14 protein-coding genes are annotated in these 18,903 nt (G+C 33.2%); 4 read left to right on the top strand and 10 right to left on the bottom strand.

Going from position 1 to position 18,903, the window contains the following annotated elements; translation table 11 throughout:
* Window positions 1–10 precede the first annotated feature (10 nt).
* Genes LO744_RS16820 through LO744_RS16835 form a run of 4 tightly spaced genes read right to left on the bottom strand, consistent with a single transcriptional unit; the run spans window position 11 to window position 3,228 of the window.
* Window positions 11–1,177 (bottom strand): toxic anion resistance protein, encoded by a 1,167-nt coding sequence (locus tag LO744_RS16820; protein WP_230671439.1) that lies wholly within the window; start codon window positions 1,175–1,177, stop codon window positions 11–13.
* A 5-nt stretch (window positions 1,178–1,182) separates the two neighbouring features.
* The gene (locus LO744_RS16825) at window positions 1,183–1,737 is read right to left on the bottom strand and encodes a TerD family protein (RefSeq protein WP_230671441.1); all 555 of its coding nucleotides are present in this window, start codon (window positions 1,735–1,737) and stop codon (window positions 1,183–1,185) included.
* Window positions 1,727–2,551 (bottom strand): phosphoribosyltransferase family protein, encoded by an 825-nt coding sequence (locus LO744_RS16830; RefSeq protein WP_230671443.1) that lies wholly within the window; start codon window positions 2,549–2,551, stop codon window positions 1,727–1,729. The genes LO744_RS16825 and LO744_RS16830 overlap by 11 nt, the downstream gene beginning before the upstream one ends.
* Before the next feature lie 8 nt (window positions 2,552–2,559).
* Window positions 2,560–3,228 carry an HAD family hydrolase gene (locus LO744_RS16835; protein WP_230671445.1) on the bottom strand — a complete coding sequence of 223 codons (669 nt, stop codon included), beginning with the start codon at window positions 3,226–3,228 and terminating at the stop codon, window positions 2,560–2,562.
* A gap of 355 nt (window positions 3,229–3,583) precedes the next feature.
* Between LO744_RS16835 and LO744_RS16840 the strand changes: the two genes are divergently transcribed.
* A complete protein-coding gene (locus LO744_RS16840) occupies window positions 3,584–3,772 on the top strand; it encodes a hypothetical protein (RefSeq protein WP_230671447.1) in 189 nt (62 codons plus the stop codon).
* Between the two features lie 88 nt (window positions 3,773–3,860).
* Here LO744_RS16840 and LO744_RS16845 read toward each other — a convergent pair whose 3' ends face one another.
* Entirely contained in the window at window positions 3,861–5,396 is a 1,536-nt protein-coding gene (locus LO744_RS16845; protein ID WP_230671449.1) for a SulP family inorganic anion transporter, read from the bottom strand.
* Window positions 5,397–6,132: 736 nt separating this feature from the next.
* Between LO744_RS16845 and LO744_RS16850 the strand changes: the two genes are divergently transcribed.
* Together LO744_RS16850 and LO744_RS16855 are read left to right on the top strand one after the other, a co-directional pair.
* Window positions 6,133–6,552, top strand: a complete 420-nt coding sequence (locus LO744_RS16850) for a transposase (RefSeq protein ID WP_230671451.1) — start codon at window positions 6,133–6,135, stop codon at window positions 6,550–6,552.
* Between the two features lie 23 nt (window positions 6,553–6,575).
* Window positions 6,576–6,908, top strand: coding sequence for a helix-turn-helix domain-containing protein (locus tag LO744_RS16855; RefSeq protein ID WP_230671453.1), 333 nt, complete (start codon window positions 6,576–6,578; stop codon window positions 6,906–6,908).
* A 60-nt stretch (window positions 6,909–6,968) separates the two neighbouring features.
* Here the strand turns inward: LO744_RS16855 and LO744_RS16860 are convergent, their stop codons facing one another.
* The 3 genes from LO744_RS16860 to LO744_RS16870 all read right to left on the bottom strand — a co-directional run bounded on the left by LO744_RS16860 (window position 6,969) and on the right by LO744_RS16870 (window position 14,971).
* A complete protein-coding gene (locus tag LO744_RS16860) occupies window positions 6,969–11,780 on the bottom strand; it encodes a DNA repair ATPase (RefSeq protein ID WP_230671455.1) in 4,812 nt (1,603 codons plus the stop codon).
* 388 nt (window positions 11,781–12,168) lie between these two features.
* Entirely contained in the window at window positions 12,169–14,178 is a 2,010-nt protein-coding gene (locus tag LO744_RS16865; RefSeq protein WP_230671457.1) for a flotillin family protein, read from the bottom strand.
* A 145-nt stretch (window positions 14,179–14,323) separates the two neighbouring features.
* The gene (locus LO744_RS16870) at window positions 14,324–14,971 is read right to left on the bottom strand and encodes a hypothetical protein (RefSeq protein WP_230671460.1); all 648 of its coding nucleotides are present in this window, start codon (window positions 14,969–14,971) and stop codon (window positions 14,324–14,326) included.
* Window positions 14,972–15,150: 179 nt separating this feature from the next.
* Between LO744_RS16870 and LO744_RS16875 the strand changes: the two genes are divergently transcribed.
* Entirely contained in the window at window positions 15,151–15,801 is a 651-nt protein-coding gene (locus tag LO744_RS16875) for a helix-turn-helix domain-containing protein (RefSeq protein WP_230671462.1), read from the top strand.
* A gap of 902 nt (window positions 15,802–16,703) precedes the next feature.
* Here the strand turns inward: LO744_RS16875 and LO744_RS16880 are convergent.
* Together LO744_RS16880 and LO744_RS16885 are read right to left on the bottom strand one after the other, a co-directional pair.
* Window positions 16,704–16,931: a phosphate ABC transporter substrate-binding protein gene (locus LO744_RS16880; protein WP_230671464.1), complete on the bottom strand. Its 228-nt coding sequence runs from the start codon at window positions 16,929–16,931 to the stop codon at window positions 16,704–16,706.
* 419 nt (window positions 16,932–17,350) lie between these two features.
* Window positions 17,351–18,868: a TROVE domain-containing protein gene (locus LO744_RS16885; RefSeq protein WP_230671466.1), complete on the bottom strand. Its 1,518-nt coding sequence runs from the start codon at window positions 18,866–18,868 to the stop codon at window positions 17,351–17,353.
* Between the last annotated feature and the right edge of the window lie 35 nt (window positions 18,869–18,903).

Raw genomic sequence — 18,903 nt, forward strand, 5'->3', positions numbered from 1 at the left:
TACCGTCTTATTAACCTCTGATGTTTGCTTTTAATTCGCTTTCCAACGTCTGAAGGTCCTGATCAAGCTTTCTTCTGCTTTCAGTACCTTGTTTTTGAATTTGTTTTACCTCATTCAATGTATTGATTAGCATTGCTGTCGTTTCTTTCAAGGTTTCTGCCGAAACAATAGTCTGCTCGTTTGCTCTTGCTACATTTCTTGAATTCTGACCCAAACGTTCCGCATTTTTCTTTAAAATATCTTCTGTTGTTTGCGAAACCTTCTGCTGAATCTCAATATTCTGCTGTTGTCTGTGCATCGCCACCGCCAAAGAAAGCTGATTTTTCCAAACGGGTAGCGTTGTGGTAAGAATCGTTTGTGCTTTTTCGGCAATAGAAACGTTGTTATTCTGTACCAATCTGATTTGCGGAAGAGACTGCATCATAATCAAGCGAACAACTTTCAAGTCTGCTAATCTTCTGTCTAATCTGTTGATAAAATCTCTCTTATCTGCAATTTGGTAATCAGCATAATTCTGAACATTTGCTTCCATGTGCGCCAACTCAGCAGATGCTTTTTCCATTCTTAAATTTCCGGCAATCACCAAATCTTCAATCGCTTTAATTGAATTTACATTACTGTCGAAAATTGTCTGTAAAACGGCATTATCTTTCGTTGAAGTGATAATTCCGGCATTTACTTTATGCGAAATCTGATCGATATTGCTAGTAATTTTATCATATTTGGCGAAAAGATTATCAACTTGGGTCAACATTTTTTTCATAAAAGGAATTTTGCTTAAAAACCCTTTTACACCGCCATTATTGATTTCGTCAACGTCAACGTAGTTTAATTCGATCAATAAATTATTAATCAACTCTCCTACTTCACCAGAATTTGACCGCCTTACATTTCCTAAGAAACTGTCACTCTGATTGGCAAGTGTTTTTTGTAATTCAGAACCAAAATTAACGATAGATCCCGGATTGGTTTCATCAATTGCATTGGCAACCATTTCGTATTTTGCGCGATCTGCATCTTGAATCTGATTCAAATTCACATTACCATCCCTATCCATCAAAACAGGCGGTGCTGCCGGAGCTGACTGGTTGGGTTGAGCCGGCATTGGAGTCGGCTCGAAAGTTTTTAATGGCTCAATCGACTGCAATGGGTCAATGGGCTGATTTTGATTATCCATAATAATTATTGATACATTGATACAAACTTATCCAAACCATCTCTCTGGCCGCTTCCTACTGCTTCAAATTTCCATTCTCCGTTTCTGTTGTAAATTCTTCCGAATTCTACTGCAGTTTCGATAGAAAAATCTTCATCTAGCTCATACTTCAAAATCTCTTCGTTGGTCTCAGTATTAAAAATTCTGATGAAAGAGTTTCTTACCTGTCCAAAATTTTGTCTTCTTGCATCTGCATCATGAATGGTTACTACAACCGTAATTTCCTGTACCGCAGCATCAATTTTAGTTAAATCGATTTTGATTTGCTCATCATCACCATCACCGTCACCTGTTAAATTATCCCCAGAGTGAATTACCGCTTTGTCTGGAGACTCAAGGTTATTGTAAAAAATAAAATGGTTATCAGAAACCAGTTTTTTACTGTCATTCAATAAGAATAAAGAAGCATCTAAATCGAAAGCTCCACCTGTTGATGTGTTATTGGTATCCCATCCTAATCCGATGGTAAATTTTGGTGCATTTATATTTTCTCTTTGCCCTTTTTGTAAGTTAATTGCCATAATAGATTTCTGTTTGTGTTAGCGTGTTTATATTATTTTCGTATTCTTTTATTAAATGATAATTATTGCTGATTGCAAGCTCTAATAAATCATCAAGATGATGTCTTTTTATTTTAGACGTAAGATAATCAAAATTACTTGAATCTAAGCCCAAAATATATTTTACAATTCTCGTATTAAACTGAAAACTCCCTTTAGATATCACCTCTACAATGCCATGAATATCTTTTACGGTGTAATAATTAAAAAAGTTTTCAATTTTAGGATCGATGTCAAAATTGGTCAGTTCGGCATAATACATGAATAGGAAATCTGCATTTACAGCATATTCATTAAGAATTTTATTCACCGTATACTCATGGCTACCTGTAATTTTGATATCATCGATAAAAATGCACAGTTTTCCTCTTAAAAAATCTTTATCTAAGTAATAAGTATCATTCGCAATCAGATTTTTACGGTCTTCAAAACTAAGATTCCCGTAATCTGTAGTGTAGGTATGATTTCTATTGATTTTAGACAATACACTCGATTTTTTTCCTTTCTGAAAAAGATAAAAATCAAGATATTTTTTAAAATAAAAACACAGGAAATTAGATGCCGTAGGAATCGCCATATATGGGCTTGGTAAAACCACAATTTCTTTATTGGTATCTAAAATCTCTTGATGCTGGCTGATAAACCCATCAAAAAGCTCTTTTGCAAATTTTTCTGCATAGGCTTTATCACCATATTTGAAATAGCTGTACTCTGCCGGCGAAAAAGTAAACTTATCCGCAGAATCTATTTTATGTAAACTATAACGCTTGTTCATAATTATATTTAATATTTGAGTAGGTGCGCACTAAAACCAAAATCTTTAGCACCTTTATAATCCGCAATCGGGTTATCGCCAATATGCAAAATCTGCTCCAATTGAAGCTCCTTATTTCTAATCTGATTTTTCACTTCCTGAAAAACGATAGGATTGGGCTTAGAACATTTAATCTCATCAGAATAAATGTGGAAATCGATGTATTGCTCTAGATTTTCGTTGACCAAAAATTTTCGCATTGTTTTTCCTTTAATAAAACCCGTATTACTTAGAATATTGATTGTCTTTCCTTGGCTTTTAATTTCATCAAAAAAATCATGCAGTTTATCAAAAATAAGCACAGGTTTATATTCTAAAAACAAATCTTCGCTTTTTTGGTAAAATGCATTCAGCATCTCTTGATTCACTTGTTTAATATCGAAATTTAATGAGTTTAAAATCAATAAATAAATTTCAAAAGTATCTACATTTCCACCGATTACTTCATTGATTGTATTACACAAGTCATCGTAATATTTTACGGCTTTTGCAACTTCATCAATGGGTTTATTCACATCAAAAAAAGACGAAAAAAGCTCCACTCTTTTTGCTTTAAATTCGGGGTGAGATTTTATTAAAGTAAGCCACAAGTCAAAAGAGAAATGTGAGTGTTTATGGATGTTTATATCTGTTTTCAAAATAATTGAGTTAAAAATTTATTTAGCTTTTTTCTTGAAAAAGATGTTAAAATAATTATTACTTCTGTACATCAGAATGTGTTTACCGTTTCAATTACTCCCAAAGATAGAATTTTTAATGTTATCCTAATTTATTTTAAGATACTTTAAGATTCTCTAGTTCTGTTCAATTTTACGAGCATCAAAAAATGTTCAAAAAAGACAAAATATAAAATAATCAAAAACACTCTTTTTAAGACAATAAATTATTAATAAAACATCGATAATTACGAACTAAAAACAAACAAAAACTGCTTTACACAATAAATACATTAAGAATTATAATTATTATCGAACTACTAAAAATGAATAACTTATGGAAAAAATCTTTCTATTGTCATCAGTATTGATGGCATTATTCGTCAATACCCAAACCCCAACGTATGTACCGTCTTCCGGATTAGTTGCCTGGTGGGGATTCTCTGGAAATTCTAATAACAATAATAATCTTACGGTAACTAGCGTAACACTTACCGGCGACAGCACTGGAACAACTTTGTTTTAATCGCATTTTATACGATTCTATTTTAAATCGTCCTTTCAGGACTCTACCTACATCTACTAAGCTCTTAAACATTCCCACTCTCAAGCTCCTACTTTTCCGGCATTACTTTATACGTAGGATCTTCCAGGATATTGACTTCAATTACCGCTTCAGCATTTTTCAACATTTTCCGACAGTCTTCGCTGAGATATTTTAAATTTAATTTCTTGTTTTGTTGAGCGTATTTTTTTGATAATTTGTCTAAAGCATCAATGGCACTCATATCAACAATTCTGCTTTCTTTGAAATTGATCACCACTTCATCAGGATCATTTTCAGGATCAAATTTATCTGTAAAGGCGGTAACAGAACCGAAAAACAGAGGTCCGAAAATTTCGTAATGTTTTACACCATTTTCATCCACATGTTTTCTTGCCCGAATTCTTTTGGCATTATCCCAAGCAAAAACTAAGGCAGAAATAACCACTCCAATTAAAACCGCTAAAGCCAGATTGTGCAAAACTATCGTAATTAATGCGACCGTAATTCCCACAAAAATATCAGATTTTGGCATTTTGTTGACAATTCTAATCGAAACCCATTGAAATGTACTGATTGCCACCATCATCATTACACCCACCAAAGCCGCCATTGGAATTTTTTCTATAAATGGTGCTCCAATTAAAATGATAATTAAAATGGTAATTGAAGCAATAATCCCGGAAAGTCTGGCCCTTGAACCAGCATTTAGATTAACTAAAGTTTGCGCCACCATTGCACACCCGCCCATCCCGCCAAAAAAGCCGTTTGTAATATTAGCGATACCTTGAGCGACAGATTCTTTATTTGAATTTCCTTTTGAATTGGTAATTTCGTCGACCATGGATAGCGTTAACAAAGATTCTATCAAACCAACACCCGCCATAATCAAAGCATAAGGAAAAATAATCTGCAAAGTTTCTAATGAAAACGGAAGCTCTGGAATATGAAAACTTGGTAAACTTCCACTTATATTGGCAATATCAGCCACTGTTTTTGTATTAATTCCAAAACCTAAAACAACACCAAAGACCACCAATATAGCAACCAGAGAAGCAGGAACGGCTTTTGTAATTTTTGAAAAGAAATAGACAACAGCAATCGTTAAAGCAGTTAAACCTAACATAATATATAGAGAAGAACCCTGCAGCCAACTTACGACTCCATTTGCATCGGTAATTTTAAACTGTTCCACCTGCGCCATAAAAATAATGACCGCTAAACCATTCAAAAAACCATACATGACTGGCTGCGGAATAAGTCTTACAAATTTCCCTAGTTTAAAAATCCCTACAAAAAGCTGTAAAATTCCGGCTAAAATTACGGTGGCAAAAAGATATTCTATTCCGTGAGATTTGATTAAAGCAATCAAAACAACAATCGTTGCTCCTGCGCCACCAGAAACCATCCCGGGACGACCGCCTAAAACAGCGGTAACCAAACCCATTAAAAACGCAGCATAAAGACCTGTCAAAGGAGATAACCCTGCCAAAATAGCAAAAGAAAGCGATTCTGGAATCATAGTCATTGCAACGGTAAAACCAGCTAAAACCTCATTTTTAAGATTTATTTTTTTGGAAAAGTCAAACAAGGCTAACGACGACATAACTAAATATTATAATATTATTGAAAATTGCATAAATTAATTATTAAATATAAAACTAGTGTATTTATGAACTAATTTTATATTTTCAATTTAATTAAATATCAATTTTATTTTTCTTTTTGCAAAAATAAGATTTCTTAATAACTCTTAGATTAACAAAGATCACAACTCATCAATCATTGAATTGTATTGTATTGAGAATGTACAAGAAAGAAGCAATATGGATTTTGATATCCTTTACTTAAACCCCTTTTTAACAATCTCTAATCAACATAAATTAAATTTTATTAACGCATAACAAAAAAAATAATAGTGATTTATTCGTCTTTTTTTTTTAAATTTGAAAAACAAACAAGACAAGTATTAATTATATTTAAACAACATTATGTTAAATCGCCTAGTACAACTGCGATAGAGAATTTTTAATAAATTTAAGTAACATCAAATTTTTATTAAATCACTCTTTAAGTAATTGTTGTAAGATTTGAAATCATTATTCAGATTAAATATATAATTTGACATTTTGTTTGAAACCCAACCACAAAAACACAAATTGCTGAAAATCAATTTTTTACAATTAACCAAACATTAAATATTGTAAAGGAATAAGACAGCTATTTTAAAGAGCAACTCAAAACCACGTAGAAATTGTTTCACAATTTAATTACAGGGCTCTCGAAATCATTTATTTACTCCACAAAATACGATAAATTTAAAAAAAAGCGATTATCAATAAATGTTATACAAAAACATACATATAGGTAAGTACATTAAGGAAATGGTAGACCACAAAAACATTTCTATAGAAAGAATCTGCAATTTTCTTGCAAAAGATGAAGAATTTGTTGAGAAAGTATACGAAAGCAAGTCGATAGAAACAGATATTTTATTGAGGTGGAGCAAACTGCTAGAATATGATTTTTTCAGGTTATACAGCTCACATTTAATACTTTACGCTCCTCCTGCAGCAGTAAATAAAACCGACACCCCAAAATCTGACAAAACACCACAGTTCAGAAAAAACATATACACTCAGGAAATAAAAAATTTCATTTTAAGCAGAATAGAGTCTGGCGAAATGACTCAAGCTGAGGTAATAAGAGAATATTCTATTCCGAAGAGCACACTACACCGCTGGATTCAGAAGAAGATATAAACAACCAAAATCACACTATTTTTATGAGACCAAATTACAACAGGATCTACCAAGATCTTTTAAAACAACAGTACCCGGAAAAGCTGGAATGCCCAAAAATTAAGGAACATTTAAGCAGATTAGATTCCACAGAAGAGATTTTAAAGCTGAATCAGAGACTTTTTAAACAAAATAAGGAGACTTCTAAAACTAACCAACAGCTTAAAACCTATGACAAAAAAACCATGATGAAACTGCTGACTTATCAGAAAAAGCACGATTTCTCTACCAGTTTTATGTCTAGAAAGTACAACATCAGCCGAACCACTTTTTCTAAATGGAAAAAAACACTCGAAAAAGAGCTTCAGCCAATTTAAAAGTATAACAAAAAAACACTACATTTTCAGTAGTGTTTTTTGTTGCTTGTCATCTGTTTTCTAATTTTTATTTAAAACATCTTTTATTCCATCGAGACCTTCGCTAAACTGAGCCAGCAAAGCAATCACCTGTGTCATTCGGTCATTTTCGCCCAACCCTTTTATTGTTTTATTTTTCACAAATGTTTTCTTGATTTCTTCCCAACGCAAAGTTTCATTTTCCGAAAGTATATTCATCAACTCTTTTAGCTTAAGCATATTCGATTCTGTTCCTGTTGTCAATGTTTGAGACTCATTTTGATAATGATTTAAAACAATTTGCACTACTTCTTCTTCTTTTAAAATAGGCTGAATTTGAGTAATCAGCTTATTCATATTTCGGTAAGAACCTTGTAATTTGAAAGACGGCTCATTTCTGTATTCATCAGACATAGCTGCAGAAGCGATGTATTGTTTATTCACTTTCAAAACAATATTTCTTACTTTCAAGATATTCTCAAGCACTTTTCTGAAATCTGAAATTTCGTTTGAACTGAAGTTTCCTACCAAATCTACATTCGGAGAATTAGACTGAATACTTTCATACAGATTATAAAGATTTTCCATTCCAAACTGAGTTAATCGGGTAAGATAATCGTTTGACATCATAGAGTTTTCAATCAAACTCAAATCAAACAAATCCGTTTTACTGCCTGAAATTTCTCCTAAATTATAAGTATCGGAACGGTTTGCCAACATATCCGGAATTCTGAATTTCTCACCACTCTCGGTATAAGGATTTCCAGCCATCACCAAACAGAATCGCTTTGACCTTAAATCATACGTTTTACTTTCACCATTATAAATTCCTTCAATTTTTCGTTGTCCGTCTGCCAAAGAAATAAATTTTTGTAAAAACTCAGGATTACAATGTTGAATATCGTCGAGATACAACATCACATTATCTCCCATTTCCAAAGCTAAATTTAATTTTTCAAGTTCCTGTTTTGCGCCTGCATTTTTTGCTTCGTTCGGGTCTGTAGAAACAATATCGTGACCGATTGACGGACCGTTAATTTTCATAAAAACCAATCCCATTCGGTCTGCCATATATTCCATTAATGTTGTTTTTCCGTAACCCGGAGGTGACACCAGAAGCAACATCCCCATTCTGTCGGTACGTTTATCGTTCCCAACTGTTCCTAATTGTTTGGCTAAATTCGCCCCAATCAAAGGAAAATAAACATCATTAATTAATCTGTTTCTCACAAATGAACTTAAAACCTGAGATTTGAAAGTATCAATTTTCAGCGCTTTCTTTTTATCATTTACCCATTTTACTTTCAGCTCCTGAAGCTGTTTGTATTTCGGAACAACAACCTCATTAAAATTGGATAGACGTGAGGTAAACTCGTAATAATTTAAAGTATAATCAAGGTCTTTTTCTAATGATTTTAAATCTTTAAGAATTGTTTCATACGCAATATGAAGAATATTTTTAGCATCAAATTGTTGCGTTACAAAAAATACAGCGGTCTCTTTTTTAATATCCTCTTCAAAATTAAATTCTGAATTTGACAGAAAGGCATTCAAAGCACTTTCAGCAATAGAAAAACAAGCGGCAGGATATTGCTTCAGTGCATTCAATTGGTCGATAAACTCTAAATCTTTTCCTTTCTCTTTTAAATCTTTTAAAAATGATTCATACAGCAAACCTCCTTTTTCCGAAACCAGAAATGCTGTTTTATTTTCTTTTTTCAGATAAATCGCTGCATTAAAATAATTAGACTCAGCAAAAATACAATTGCTTTGAGCAAATGATTTTATTTCGCCAGACAATTCATCATTCAAATATTGAAAACCTTTATCTGTGGTGAATGATTTTGAAATTAAGTTTGCCGCCTCAAACTGCTTTTGGTAATATTCTTTTCTTTCCTGATTCAAGAAATACCAAAACAATTGTGCTAAAGCTCTTTCTTTCGGTGTAAACTGCATCAAACCCAGTTCATTGTGCATTTGCTGTAGTTTTGAAACAATTACCAACGCATCTTCATCATGAATTCCTTTCACCAAGCCTTCACCAAAATGCTCAGTCATAAATTGTTGAATCGTATTTCGGTTTTGCTCTTCGGTGTTTATATTTTTATTGTTTGAAAAAACATTCCAAGCTAAATATTCGAAGCGTTTTACATTGGAATTCTCAGAAATATATTCCTGATTCCAAACTTCTTTGTAATCTGAAATGGCTTCAAAATTAAGTGGCTCATAAAATGCAGTTCCTGTTAAATGATAGTAATACTGAGCATTTCTCAACACTAAAGTCAAGTCTAATTTCTGACGGTTTACTGCAAATTTATAATCACCCAAAGCAATTACATTATCACCATCTACATAGATTTCTTTTTTATCTTTAAGTTTTCTAACGGCTTCCTGCTGAGAAGTTTTCAGCAAAGTCTGAATTTCTTCCGCTTTTGCAGAATCTTCAAATTCCATCAACTGCCTTGAAATATCACGTACTTTTTCCACCATTAAATCAGTTGCAAAATATCCGTTGATTTCATTTTCCGAATCGAAAGATTCAGATTTGGTCTGTACAGATTTTAAAATACGCTGTGCAGAATCATATAAACTTTGAGTTCGCTTGTTTCTGAATTCGGTTAACTGAACTCTTTTATTCTGAAAATGACCATAAACTTCTTCTCTCTTATCCCCAACTTTTTGGATAAACTCATCGAAATCAACAAATTTCGTTTCCATTTCTTCCAACTGAATGGAGAGTTTGGTCAAATATTCATCACACTTTTCCGGAGTTTGAGAAAGCTCTAAAAAATTAATTACTGATTGGTCAAACAACGTCATTTGCGCCTGAAAATCAGCAGACAATTCTTTACCCGAAATCTCTCGTTTTCGTTTTGAAAGTTCTAATCTTTCCTGATTTAACCTTGCAAAAATGACTGAAATATTTTCAATAATTTGTGTAGACTGTGAAGTATCTTCAATTTTTAAATTATTGACGATATCAACCAAAAGTTCAAGTTGTCCAGATAGATTATTGATTTCTTCCTCAATTGTTTTGGCATCAATTGCTTTCTGTAAATTAATAATATTTTCAGAAATAGCCTGCGCTCTGTTTTGATAAGGCAATAAAGAATCTTCCTGCAATAGAAAATTCACACAGGCATTCGAAAGTTCTTCTGAGCGCTCTGATAGTGACTTTTCCAAAGAATCAAGAATAGCAACATCCACATATTTCAAATCTCTCGCACCGATAATTTCACCGCGCAAAGCTCTGATTTGCGAAAGCATATCGATATATTCCGTTAGTTGAGAATAATTAATTCTTTTGGTATCATCTAAAATTTTCTCACATGCTGTTTTGATTTTATCAACCGCTTCGGAAGTATTTTTTTTCTGCTCGACAACTTTTTCATATTCATTAATGGCAGAATGAGCAATATTTCTGATTTCTTTTAAAGGCAGGTCTAGATTTTCAACCTCATCATCACCGAGAAAATAATAAGCATCCAAAATAGTGGTAGAAAGCTTGACAATATCGTCATACAAACCACTGTAAGAGTCTTTTTTATTTAAAAGGGTAATCAATTCCTGGCTTTCTGCCATTACCCTTACAATATCTTTATTCCCGATTTTATAAAGAAGCGCATCTGACTTTTCAGTATTCAGCAACAATTCTTTTGAATAAGGAGTCTGCCAAATCTGTGCAAGATGATGCTTAGTTGTTTCAAGAGTTTCTCTGAGATAAATTAATTTTCCGTCATTTAAAATAGAAAAGCCACTGCAACGAATCGGTGTTTCAATCGTTTGTGTAATAATATTGTACGAAATCAGCTGATAATTATTCGTTTTATCATCATAAAAAACATACATGAAATTTTCACCGTTCGGCTCAGGAATCGTTTTCAGATAATGAAGTCGGTTCACATCCTGAGAAATCACTTTTAAACCTCCCGTTTGCAACGCATAACCGTTTGAGAATAAGACTCCTTGGTTTTCCGGAAGCAAAACTGCAGAATGCCTCAACGTATCAACTCTCGAAACCGTTTTTTCTTTATGATTGTAAATAAAATACCTTTCCGTTTCCTGATAAGGTTTAATTTTGAATAAAACCAAATTATCCAGATCACAAAAATGGATTTCTGCATCATCTAGATTCTGGTCTTTATGAATGACATCTTCAGAATAAATTCCTTTTCCGGTATCGGTATTGTCTTCGATTTTTATTGTTAAATCTCCACCGATTGATTCCACAAAAACTTTATCAGCTAAAGAAACGTGCGGAAACTTACCGCTTCGCTGCATATCTCTGGTTGCTTTTGTCCATGCAAAACCATGTTGTGGTGGATAAGTGACTTCGGATGCACTTCGAGAATCAATATAAACAAGTTTATCTTCTTTAATGAGCCATTTAAAAGCTTTGATATCGGAAGTACTTTCAGACAACTGAAAAACCATGTACAAATAGTTTTCGGTAAAATGAAAGCGGGCAAAAAAGGTATTTCTGTAATATTTATAGAGATTTTTGAACTCGTCAATGAAAATTTCATCCCCAATCAATAAAGAATTCTGGGGTTCAAAACGGTCGTTATTAATTTTATATATTGAAAAAACATCGCTGATATTAATTTCCGTCTGCAAACCCAAATGCGCATTCGAGCCAAAAATTAAAATATCTTTCAATGAAAAAATATCTTTAGCAACACAGTTGTGCTCGGTAGAAATTCTTTCATTAGCGATGAGGGAAAAGTCTACTCCACCGAAAATTTCTTTACGGTTTTCGTTTAATTTCTGAAGCCTTTGAATAAGGTCATTTTTCTGCTCATTCAAACGGTTCTGTATGATTTCGTATGTCCCTGAATTTAATGTTTCTGACATATATTTTTATTTGATGTTATTCTTTGAAGATTTTCATGTTTTTATTAACGTAAAGTCCGCAAAGATTCTTCTTAAAACTATTGTATTTTCGTTCGCAAGGGTGTTTCACTCAGCTAAGGCTAATTTTTAAATCACCATAGACATAAGTTTTGGCCAAAGCCTGATTGATACCTTTTATTTTAAATGGGTTTCAACCCGTTTCTATTGAATTCATGATTCAATGAAAATACTTTTAGAAAAAACTCTCAGAGTATCATTGAATAATTTTACAATGAGAGTTTTATACTATAGTTCGTGTTATTTGTTTATGAAATCCCAATATTTTATTGATAGGATTTTATCCTATCCTTTGTTAAAACGTCCCTTCGGGACTCTCAGAGAATTTCAATTATCTGATTGGCTTTTGGTCAACACCGAGATGTTTTGCCATATCCATCGCTCTTGATAGAAGACCTTTTTCCTGTTGGTCGGCTACATTGTTCAGTTTAAAAATAAGACTTGCAATGCTCATGTTTTTGATATCTTCAGAAGAAATATTGTATTTATCGACCATGCTCATTACTTTTCCGATGATGTTTTCACCGTCACCCAACAAATTTTCTTTTATCAAAGTAGCGTTTTCACTGTGGCTGATAAATTTATCTAAACCTTTGCCAGCAGAAACCTGACGAATCACGTTATCGAAGAAAGTATTGTCACCACCCACAATATCAATTTTTGCAGACTTAAATGCTTCCGCCAAAACTCCGGCTTGAGCCTGTGCAATATCTTTCTGAATTGAGATTTGCGCCAATTCTACTTCTTTTTCTTTTGCTAAGGTCAATCTGAATTCTTCATGTTCTTTTCCAGCTTCGTTTAGTTTTTTCATAGCTTCTGCTTTTTCGGTAATCCCAGCTGCTTCAGCCAATGCCTTTTCTTTGATAACTTCTGCCTGAGCAATTCCTTCTTTTCTTTCGGCTTCCGCTTTTTTCTCAATGACAATAGATTCTACAATTCCCTGTCTTTCGGCTGCATCAGCTTTTGCATGAAGAACCTGAGCTTCAGATAAACCAACCGTTGCCTCTTCTTTGGCTTTAGCATCAGCAATAATCTTGCGGGCTTCGGCTTCTTTTTCAGCAGCATCTCTTTTCGCCTGAGCTTCGATGACGTATTTCTGAGCATCTTTCTCAGCAGCTAACTTTCTAGACTCGGCAGCTCTTGTTTCCTGAATTAATTTCTTTTCAGCTTCCTGAGTAGCGAAAGTAATTTCAACTTGCTTCGTTCTATCTGCCGTTTTGAATGCTTCTAAATCTTTTATTGTTTGCTGCTCTTCTACCACCGTTTTCTCCATTGTTAAACGCTCACGAATAGCATCCTGAATATTTTTCTTTTCTAATTCGATTGCTTTTTCTTTTTCAATCTGAGCCAAAGAAACAATTCGTTCTCTTTCTGTCGCTTCAAGCATCTGGTCCTTCTGCACTCTTTCAGTTTCTACCAAATCTGCACGCTCTTTATTTTTGGCAGCTATTACAACCTGTCTCAGTTTATTTTCCTCAGCAATCTGAAGTTTTTCCTCTGTTGCAATTCTAACTGTTTCATATTTTAATCTTTCTTCTTCATTCACTTTCAAAATTTCTGCATTTTCGCGCGCTTTGATATTGGCAACTTCTCTTTTTTGAGACTCTTCTTTTTCAGCCAATTGCTTTTCTAATTCTAAAATTGCTTCACGTGCTTCCACATTTTGTTTTGTAATCGTTTTCTCTTCATCTCTGCGAACCTGATTGGCCTTGATATTTTGATTAGCTGTCAATTCAGTAATCTTTTTTATCCCTTCAGAATCCAAGATATTATCTTTATCTAAATTATCAATTGAAGTCTGCTCCAAAAAGTCAATCGCACAATCATCTAAAACATAACCATTCAAATCGGTTCCGATGATATCCAAAATTTCCTGACGGAATTCGCTTCTTGCTTCATATAATTCGATGAATTCAAACTTTTTACCAACCGTTTTTAAGGCTTCAGAAAATTTAGCTTCAAATAATTCTCTCAAAGTATTAATATCAGAAGCTCTCTGACATCCAATCGTCTGGCCAACATTTACAATATCATCCGTCGATTTATTAACCCTGATAAAGAAAGCCACCTGAATATCGGCTCTCATATTATCTTTACAAATCAATCCTGCCTTTCCTTCTCTGGCGATTTCCAGCTTTTTAACTGAAATATCCATAGATTCCATTCGGTGAATGACAGGAATTACGATTCCTGCGTTGAAGAAAACTTTCGTCCCTCCATATCCTGTTCTCAAAATAACAATTCCCTGAACTGTTTTTTTATACATTGATAAAATCCAGAAAATTAATCCTAACGATGCTACCACAACGACAACAATTCCAACAATCAAAGGTGTATTCATATTTTTATAGTTTATTTATTTTAAAATGTGTTTTTAAAGTCTGTTTAAATTTTTAAATCATTAATGAAATATTTAAGAGCGATTTTGTTTAGTTAAATTTTTAATTACTTCAGCTCAATAAGTATCGTCAGCGAGTATTTCTCAATTAAAATTTTATTTCTTCGGCAACGTAGTAGATTCTTTTCTCTCGGTCTTCATCTACAACATATACTATTTTTCCGTGGTCGATTTTCTCACCATCTTTGCTTCTCACCATCAGAATCATAGGGTCTTTTCCTACAAAAACTTCAAGCATTCCGGTTTTTTCTCCATGAATCGTTGATTTCATCCTTCCCTGCCTACCCAAAAAATCGTGTGGAATTTCTCCTTTATGATTAATTTCTCTAAAAAAAGGATTCAAGGGTTTTAGAATTAATTTAGTCACCAGCATACTTATCAAAAACATAGGAATTACAAGCAAAGCAGAAATCCATATTCCGAAAGAAAAAAGAAACTCCACATATAACGAACCCAGCCATGTTAACAAAAGTGAGAGCGTAAGAAAATAAGTAATCGGAACAATATCCAGATTTAGAAATTTTAAAAACTGTAGCCAACCCGAAGCATCATCCGGAATATGAATATGACCATCCGGACTGTTTATATCTGTATCAAAATCAGCATCAATTCCAACATCGATATCCAAACCTGTAATAATGGTAAAAAGCCAATAAATGACAGATAAAATCAGCAGCACACTTAAAACCGTATTGACTGGCGAAAAAGCTGTAGTTAAAAATTCCTGATATGTCATATCTATTTTAATTAAATTAATCAATTCACAACAAACAACACATTAAACAAAGCATTTTAAATACTTTCGTTTAAAAACTTAATTTATTTACTCAATTACAACCGGTTGTTTACAAATATAATAAAAATTCATCAAATTGCAAATATTATTAGCATGTTAATTGAAATTTAATCTTACATTTGCAAAAAATATTAGGAACAATGAGTTTTTTTGGAGCCAATATCAAGACTATAAGACAAGCAAAAGGTTTGAGTCAACAAGCATTCGCAGATTTATTTGATTTAAGCAGAGGTGTTATAGGTGCATATGAAGAAGGAAGGTCTGAGCCTAAAATATCAACACTACTCACTGTCGTTCATCATTTCAACCTTGATTTAGATAAATTTTTAACCGAACCATTACAAGCAGAAGAATTAACAGACCATACAACATCTGAAGAATCAAAACTTATTTTACATCAAGGTAAAAGCACCATACATACAATTGAAAACAATTTTACCCAAGAAAACAATTCACTGCAAAAAGCATTAGCAAATATTGATTTAATCTATGAATTCACGGAAAACACATCGCTTTTACCTAATTATAAGACAGGAGACTTTTTGTTTCTGATGAAATCAACTCTTTTAGAAGAAAATCCCGATACTTTAATATTTTTAGACAACGGAAATCTAAAATACCTCTCTTCAATTTCTAAAGATGAACAATCTAAAAAAGAAGTTTATAAAATTTCAGGATACCTTTCTTTTGATAAAAAAAATATCCTTTCCGCTATTTTGGAAAGGATTGAATTACTAGAACAAAAGGAAAATAAAACACAAAATTTATAATGTTTTTCCACTTAATAAGTTCGTTTTCTAATATTTTTAAATAAAAAAACCTCTCCGAATTTTGGAAAGGATAAGATGTAATAAAAGGTAAAAATCAAGAAAAGAAAAAGCGGGGCACGTCAAGCCGGAGTCGAACCGGATAGCCTTGCCGGAGTTACCGACTTCGCTATTCCTCCCCATCAATGAGACGAAGTATCTTTTCTCTACGACACTTTTATTTTTTTTAAACAAGGCAATAATCAAAAAATGAAGTCGTGCTCTAACCATCTGAGCTACTCTCCCAATAGAAATTGTGCTTTTATTGGTGGAAGAGACGGGACTCGAACCCGCGTCTCCGTCGTAATAAGCGAAGTAACATTTTTCTACGGCACTTGTTTTTATTTTTAAATGAAAAAGAGGCAACCTATTGAAAGACTTCCCAATCTTTTGCAAGATTGTTTGGACTCGAACCAAAATTATACCAAGAAGTAAGTCTTTTCTACGACACTCTTTTATTATAAAATCAAGGTAAATTTCATGTAAACATTCTAGGAGTCCTACGCTGTTAGACGACTGTTTTTTGTTACAGACAGGACTCGAACCTGTGTTACCTATTTGAAACGAAGTATTTTTACACTACGACACTTGATTATTTTATATTTTTAAAAACCGAGCAATTGATAAAAAGAGTTTTTTAGTTCAATGTAAAGTCGAAGGAACTCTTTTTTACGGCATCGATTATTTTAAAGTAAGGTAAAAAATCAAACAGAGACTTACTGACAGAGTGATACCATTACACCATTCCAAATGTTCGGAAACAGGATTGTTCATGAATTTCATATTCTATTTATGGTATTCACGAATACTTCGTATTTTGAACCTGTATTGCTGTCCCTAAACGAAGAAATTCTGTTTTACGACACTTACTTTTTAATTTTAAATTGGGTTTTCCTGTATTTTTTCCAATTTCTTTGAAACTTAGTTTCTTTTGAATTAATCGTTTCAAAGCCATGTGGAAAACACCATGAACATCCCATATCGTTCCCATATAAAATTCTGGAAACTTTTACGTTTGAAACTTTCTTCGGAAAATCAATTAATCCACATTCATTGATTCCGAAAGCTTGTCTTAATGACTTTAATTTTTTCATAAGTATTGAGTATTTAACCTCAATACAATGCTCCCTTAAGAAATGATTTATAATAATTCATAGTTGTTCTTTTTTGTTGAAGCAAAATTATTGCTTTAGTGCGCATTCTTTTTACGCAGTTTAAATTTATTTTGTTTTTTTCTTGTCATTGTGAGGAACGAAGCAATCTATAAAACATTTATGAGATTCTTCACTTCACTGCGTTTCGTTCTGAATGACAAATCTTTTAAATTATTTCAGAACATTTTAAAATCTAGCCCCGATTGCAACGACATCCTTTTTCTGAAATGGCTTGAAAAAAGCGCTGAAGAAAAAGATATAGTGGAAAGCGGGATTAAGCTCCTAAATTACAGTAATATTCAGTATAAAATCATTCATCATTTATCACTTATAATTTATTTTAATTAAAGCAGTGCCTTTTACAGCACTACTTTTTTTATCATTTCTACGGCAGATTTTCGGTCTTCTAAAGCATTCAATACATCGAAAATTTTGTCGGACCAACCAGCGATAAGATAGACGTCGTTTTTTCTGACATCCAACGGTGGTTTTCCGTAACCTGCCAAATCAAAAAGATACAATTTTGCATTTGGATTAATCTTTTTATATCGGCTCCAAGAATTTTCGAAAGCGTTGGTAAATCCACCGGTATCCCACATTTGAGTATCGGTAAACAACATGATTTTATCTACCATTTCTCGCTTGTTGATTAAATCTTCCAGCACCAAATGACCGTTTGTAGAATAACCCACTTCACCTTGTCTTTTATAGAACGTATCTACATTTCTCAAAATACCGTTCTTCGGCATCGGAACTCTCTTCCAGCGGTCACCAAACATACCTGAAATCACATTTTTACATTGTGACTGCAACATCATCGACATCAACAAGCCGATATCATACAACAAAATCTTTGATTTCGGAGAAACCGGCTGTTGCATAGAACCTGAAACATCTGCCGCAATCACCACCGAAGTTTCGAAACCAAAACCTCTGATGTTTTTTGCACTTACCATTACCGCATCTTCCAATGCTTCCAGGATTGATGACAAATAAGGGGAATCGATTGTTTTCAATTCTCTATATGCCGCCAAAAACCTGAATGGCAATTGTTTTGAGTTTTTTACGGCTTTTTCATCCGACAAATAGTTGCATATTTTATACATTGCATCAGAAGAAACGTTGGCTTCCAAGATATTTCTAAGATTTCGCAATGTTGCCATATAACCCAATTTATTGCTGAAAATCAATTCTTCCCATTTGTTTTTGAAAGCTGATTTTCTTTCCGCATCATCAGCAAATTTGGTCTGACCCAACACTGAAAGCTCAACTTCCCAAGTGTATGGAGTTTCCAAAGAATCGTTAGCTATTTTGTTGAAAATAGACTGTTGGTTTTCATCTTTTGCTTTTGGGTGAACCAAAAACAAGGCATCTTTCAAGGTAACTTCTGCTTTTCTGTTGTATTTTGCGAACTGGTATTCATCAAATTTATTGAAAGATTTCACCAAACCTTTTTGGATTTGCTTGGAAAGCCTGTTCAGTTTTTTAACATCCGTTCTTTCGTTTGCCAATTGATAATACGCTAGCAATTCTGTGATTTCATCAGCTCTTTGAATAACTCCGTCAACAGTTTTGCTCACCAAATCTGTACCCGAAGTTTGTTTCGCCAATTCGGTCGTCAAAACCAATGGAATCGAACGCAAGTACATATCTTTTCTTGCATAAACCGCCAATTTCGCAACAAATTCAGGGTCGTTTTTTTGAATCAGAGATTGAATTCTCGCCAATCTGTCATTTCCTTTTTCATAGTTTGCGTTTGATAATCCTGTTGTAACAACAGCACTATATAGTTCTTCTGCAGGTGTCATTTTATAAGCTTTTGCACCTTCGTAATTTGTTACTACGTTATTTGATTTTCTTAAAAAATTAAATTTCATGGTTACTGTTTTTTTATTGTTAAACATTTTGGAGG

The sequence above is a fragment of the Chryseobacterium turcicum genome (assembly GCF_021010565.1).
Taxonomy (GTDB): domain Bacteria; phylum Bacteroidota; class Bacteroidia; order Flavobacteriales; family Weeksellaceae; genus Chryseobacterium; species Chryseobacterium turcicum.